The organism is Aquisalimonas sp., assembly GCF_007120195.1.
Taxonomy (GTDB): Bacteria; Pseudomonadota; Gammaproteobacteria; order Nitrococcales; family Aquisalimonadaceae; genus Aquisalimonas.
Genome location: NZ_SKOG01000054.1, coordinates 1 through 5,030 on the forward strand (window position 1 = coordinate 1; position 5,030 = coordinate 5,030).

Annotated in this window: 5 protein-coding genes; all 5 read left to right on the top strand. The window is 62.0% G+C overall.

The window, feature by feature from the left end:
- The coding region (locus tag QZT63_RS04360) for a GspH/FimT family protein (protein WP_290648918.1) at window positions 1–388 on the top strand (388 nt) is incomplete at its 5' end.
- Window positions 389–428: 40 nt separating this feature from the next.
- Window positions 429–881: a type IV pilus modification protein PilV gene (gene pilV / locus QZT63_RS04365; RefSeq protein WP_290648920.1), complete on the top strand. Its 453-nt coding sequence runs from the start codon at window positions 429–431 to the stop codon at window positions 879–881.
- Window positions 878–1,828, top strand: coding sequence for a PilW family protein (locus tag QZT63_RS04370; RefSeq protein ID WP_290648922.1), 951 nt, complete (start codon window positions 878–880; stop codon window positions 1,826–1,828). The genes pilV and QZT63_RS04370 overlap by 4 nt, the downstream gene beginning before the upstream one ends.
- A 9-nt stretch (window positions 1,829–1,837) precedes the next feature.
- Window positions 1,838–2,344 carry a PilX N-terminal domain-containing pilus assembly protein gene (locus QZT63_RS04375; RefSeq protein WP_290648924.1) on the top strand — a complete coding sequence of 169 codons (507 nt, stop codon included), beginning with the start codon at window positions 1,838–1,840 and terminating at the stop codon, window positions 2,342–2,344.
- 79 nt (window positions 2,345–2,423) lie between these two features.
- A partial coding sequence (locus QZT63_RS04380; protein WP_290648926.1) for a PilC/PilY family type IV pilus protein occupies window positions 2,424–5,030 on the top strand: 2,607 nt, incomplete at its 3' end.

Here is a 5,030-nt window from a genome sequence, read left to right on the forward strand (position 1 = left end):
CAATCGTACGGTATCGAGCACAAACGAGCTGGTCTCCGCGCTGAATGTCGCCAGAGCGGAGGCGATCAAGCGCGGCGAAAGCGTTTCATTGTCCGCTTTGGTTCCCAGTCAGCGCCTGGGTGGGGGTGCCTGCATCCATACGGGCAACAGTTGCGATGACGACACCCGCATTCGCGAGTACGGCGTGATGTCGAGAATGGAGGTCTCCGCCATTGCCGGGAACGACCAGCGAATCATTTTCGACGCTCGCGGCCTCAAAACCAGCCCCGCTGGCGCCGTGGTCATCCAACTCTCGCCCGAGAGCTGTACACCAGGCGCTTCAGGCCGCGCGAGAACGGTGACTGTCCATGCCATGGGCCGGATTACCACCAGACCTGCGGACTGCTAAACCGGCTTTGCGAGGCGGGCAGCGAGGAGACCAAACCACCATGAATGTACGACCCACGAGGAGCATCAAAGGACAGCGAGGGTTCTCGCTTCTGGAAGTCCTGATCGGCCTCCTCGTCTTGTCCATCGGGCTACTCGGTATCGCGGGCCTGCAGACGATCGGCATGAAAAGCAGTCACAACGCTTACCTCGGCTCGCAAGCCGCCGCCCTGGCCTACGATATGGCGGATCGTGTGCGGGCCAACCCGGACGCCAATTACGTCGACACCAGCGACGGCTGTGACAACCCCGACTCCGTTCCCAGCTCGCCCGTGCGTACCGCCGACTTTGCCGAGTGGTCCTGTCTGCTCGTGTCCCTTCTGCCAGCAGGAGCCGGTACGGTCGAGGATCTCGATAACGATACCTTCCGGATTACCGTTGCATGGGATGGCGATGCGGCGGAAGACGATGGCTCTGCGGAGCGCCTGAGCTACATACTGAGGGTGCGTCTATGACCCGCGGAAGCTTCACGCCGAGCAGCCTGCCAGTCGCCCGTCGCCAGGGGGGGCTGACGCTTGTGGAGCTCATGGTGGCCCTGGTCATCGGCCTGATCCTGACCGCCGGAGCCTACCAGATCTACCTGAGCGGCAAACAAAGCTTCAATACCCAGGAAACGCTGGCCCGAATGCAGGAGACAGGCCGCTACGTGACCGACCTGTTGGTCTCCGACCTGCGCCGGGCTGGGTACTGGGGTGGCAATGCCGATATCGAGCAAGTCTCCGGCGATCCCGGCCCGGCGAATTGGGCGCCGACATGTCCCTCCGACGGGACGTGGCCACGAATGATCGAACGGCGCGTCTTCGACCTGAGCAGTGCGCTCGACGGGACCGACTGCTTCGACAACTACCTGCGCGGGGACATCCTCGCGGTGCGCTACGCCGCATCCGATGTGCTCGATGACGACAGCCTTCTCGCGGACGCGCTGTATATGCGCAGCAGCCTGTTCGAGAGCCGCTTGATGCGCGGTGACCAGCCGGAGGGCGCGAACATCCTTCCTGCAGTGGGTGCGGATACGGCGGCGACCAGACCATTGCGGGCCCACGCCTATTACATCGGCAGCGTCAATGGTTCCGCCTCCGCATGTGCCGGCGAGCAAGCCATGCCTGCCTTATGGCGTGCTGGGCTTCAGCCATGGCAAGACGACGGCGAGGCGATTGCAGGCGTGGAGCATCTCAAGCTGAGGTTCCTGGAAGCCGGCGTCGATGAATACGTGGATGCCGGTGCCGTGGGGGACTGGAGCGAAGTGGTTGCCGTCAGAACCTGGGTATTAGTTCGCGCGGAATGCCCGGAACCGGCATTGAGCAACACCACGACATACACAATGGGCAATGAGCAGTACCAGCCGAACGACAATTTCCGCCGCCACCTGTACGTGAATACCGTGTCCCTGCGGAACAGATGAGACCAACTTATGCGCACCATCCCGTTAAAGCACCACGCAGTGGAAGACCAACGCGGTGTCGCCTTGATCGTCTGTCTCATATTGCTGCTGGTGATGACGTTGCTGGGTGTCTCGGCCATGAATTCCTCGATCATGCAGGAGCTCATGTCGAACAGCTTTCGGACCCAAACGGCAACGCTGTCAAGCGCCGAGTTCGTGGTCCGCGAAGGCGAGCAAGTGATCACCGGTATTGTCACTGGCAACCCCAGGCCGGACGCGGGCTACCACGATCTGGCCGAGGACAGCCTTGATCCGCTGGACGTCGCGGCATGGAACTTTAAAACGCAAAACTTCGATGGTGGTGAATACGCCATAGAACATATCGGTCGTCGCGAGGTACCCGGAGAGTCCATCGCCGAGGGCGAGGAGGTCGCCGGCAGCCACGTCAGCATCTTTCGCATCAGCGCGCGCAGCGAAGGTGACCGGGGTGCGGCCCGTATCGTACAGACCATTTTCGTCACGCTGGAAGCGCCGTAAACACAGGGAGAGCGAGGCAATCGCCATGGAACAGCATCAAAAAGCATCTTGCGCACGTTCGAGATTTCCTCACACAGTCATGCCCGTCCTCCTTGGCGCGCTCATCTTAGCGCCCCATGCGGCAGCGGAGGTCGTCGTCGACCCGGACACCCAGCCGCCTGCGACGCTGGCGCCCTATGCACTCAAGAGCACCAATCTCGAAGCCGGCGCGACCCGGGCGTACCGCCCGTGGTTCGAGAACGGCACGTGGATGGGCGACCTGGTCGAATACACGATCAGCCAGCAGGGGGAGAGGACGACGGACGTTCCCGTGGGCGCCTATCCGCCGGAACAAGGGGAGGAGAACTGGAGCGCCCGAGCGGGATTTCCGGAGCATGAGCGGGACCTCGACGGCGACGGCGAGGCGCTGGAGGAGCCGGATGACGTGTTCTGGAAGGAACGTAACCTGTTCACGGTCAAAGAATGCTCGGCTAATCCATGCAACACAGTGCCCTTCTGGTGGGACCGCCTCTCGGATCATCAAAAATCCAGCCTGGATCCTGTGGCATTTGCCGATGAAGACGCGCAGGACGGTCCCGAGGCCAAGGCCAGTGAACTGCTGAACTTCGTCCGCGGCGACCGTAGCCATGAGCGCGATCAGGAAGGCGGGCGTCTGCGGCTGCGCTTTAGCGTGCTGGGCGATATCATCAACTCGCGACCGGTCTATCTGCCGGCAGGCTCGCACGGACTCGCCCTGGTCGGCTCGAACGGCGGTATGCTGCATGGGTTCAACGCCGAAACCGGCAAAGAAGTGTTCGGCTATGTGCCATCGATGCTCCTGGGCAAGCTTGACAGGCTTGCCCGCGTTCCGTATCGCCACACCTATTTCGTCGATGGCGAACTGCGCGGCCGATCCTTTGACGACAGGCATGTGGTCGCTGGCGGACTGGGCGCCGGTGCCAGGGGCCTGTTCACCCTGGACGTCAGTGACCCCACCGATCCCGACGTGCTCTTCGAGCTCTCCGGCAGCGATAACGAGGATATTGGCCATATTCATGGCCGACCCGGAATCGCACGGCTGCCGGACGACAAGTGGTACGTGATTTTCGGCAATGGCTACCTCAGCGACTCCGATAGAGCAAAACTGATCCTGATGCCGGTCTCCGGCGGTTCCCCGATCACAATTACCACCAATTACGCAGGCAATAACGGCTTGTCTGCACCGGCGTTGGTGGACCTTGATGGAAATGGTCGGGTTGATTATGCCTACGCTGGCGATTTAAGGGGAAACGTCTGGCGCTTCGACCTGGATGCGCAAACTCGTACCCGACTGTTTACTGACAGCCGGGGCAACCCGATTACGGTGGAACCGGATGTTGCCCGCCATCCGACCGGTTCCGGTGTGATGGTGTATGTCGGCACTGGCAGCCTGCTCAGCGCCGCCGACCTCGATGTGACCTCTGAGCAGAGTGTGTACGGTCTCTGGGACCGGCTTGACGACAGTAGTCCCATCGACTCGGCGCGGTTGATTCAACAGGAGCTAGTGGAAGTCACCCGTGACTGGGACGGCAATGAGCGCACTGTGCGCGTGATCGGTACCACCGACGATGACGGCGAGCTCGTCGATATCGAGCCGAACTGGCATGGCGAGGGGCACGACCTGGGCTGGATGGTGCCGTTGCCATCCGAGGGCGAACGGCTCCTCGGTCATCCGCAGATTCGAGGGGGCCGCCTGCAGTTCACGTCACTCAACCCATCGCAGCGTGACGCCGACGATGTGCGTTACAACGAGAGCTGGATCATCCAGCTCGGGCTCGCCAGCGGCGGCAGCCCGCAGCGCGCCCTGTTCGACCTCAACCGCGATGAACGACTCGATGAAGAAGACGGCCTTGCCATGGCTCCGCCCGGCGGCGAGGCGCAACACAAGTACCCCGTGGCGTTACGCCTCGGCCGCGGCAACATTGCCCAACCCGCGTTCGCCCGGGTCGTCCAGTACATTGACGCGGTATTCATCAATGGCCTCTTGCTGCCGGAGTCCATCGACGACACCGGCGAGAGCCTGGTATTCGGCGGCGACATCGATGTGACGACAGATAGCCCGCACGGACCATTGGTCAACCCTCACGAACAGGATCCAGACTACCCGGACGATGGTCGCAAGACGGATACTGACCCCGACGCGCGGGGCCCAATGAATAAGCACCTGGCGGCCGATGGCCTCGGTAACCGCCTCGATGGGCACCACCGCGCGTATGACAAGGTACACAACGTCCGCTACATCGACTACTTCGACCTGGAACCCCGCCGGGGCCTGCGCAGCCTCCTGCCCACCGGGGAACCTTACGACGTGCTGCCCGAGCTCAACCGGGTCACGGAAGTGAATGGCCTGGCGGATGACCAGAAGTTCATTGTCGTGCTGACGAACGCGGATCTCTCCAAGGGGACGGAACTGCAGATCGGCTGCCGCGCGTGGCCGTCCTACGAGTACCAGGAGATGATCACGCCGCAGCTGCGTGACGGGACCAGCCCCAGAGATCTGAGAGACCAAAATGGCAGATCGCTTATTTTCACCCTGGAAGACATCGAAAACGACAAGGGCGGCGTTTGTGACTCCGAGGAGCGGGAACCCACGTTGCGCATCACGGTGACCGACCGGGTTGGCAAGGATGGGGTGCTCCAGGGAACGCTGCCGGGTTGTGTCAATGAC